This window comes from Mycobacterium sp. 852002-40037_SCH5390672 (assembly GCF_001665875.1).
Classification (GTDB): Bacteria; Actinomycetota; Actinomycetes; order Mycobacteriales; family Mycobacteriaceae; genus Mycobacterium.
This window is the reverse complement of the sequence record NZ_LZTA01000019.1, coordinates 1-452: the sequence shown is the minus strand read 5'-3', so window position 1 is coordinate 452 and position 452 is coordinate 1. Positions and strand designations below refer to the sequence as shown.

Below are 452 nucleotides of genomic sequence, written 5' to 3'. Positions count from 1 at the left end.
AGATGTGTATAAGAGACAGGCGGCAACAGGTATCACTACTTTCCGAACAAGTCCGAACTGATGAAGGCCGCGGTGGCGGCGCGAACCGACGTCGCGGTTCCCCGACTGCGGCGGGCGGCCGCCCGCCCGGGCACCGCGGTCACGCGAATAGAAGCGGTCCTCGACGAATCGGGCCCTGTGATGCGCGAGTACCCCGACCTCGCGGCGTTCGAGTGGGTGATCCGGGCGGAGAATGCGATCGCCGTCGATGACACGGCGACGGGCAACTCGGGGTTCCAGGTATTCCGCGAAATCATCGACGGCATCGTCCGGGACGCTGTCCGCGAGGGCGGGCTCGCCCGCCGTGCCGATCGGCACGGCGCCGTCGAGGCGATCTATGCGCTGGCGCGCGGTCTGACGGAACGGGCGGCAAGTCTGGGTCCGGACGAGTACGCCGCAACGCTCGATTCGGC

General features: G+C 67.9%; 1 pseudogene. It reads left to right on the top strand.

Annotated features, from left to right (window positions below):
- Nucleotides 1–60 precede the first annotated feature (60 nt).
- A pseudogene (locus tag A5782_RS04290) lies at nucleotides 61–452 on the top strand (TetR/AcrR family transcriptional regulator); the annotation flags it as partial.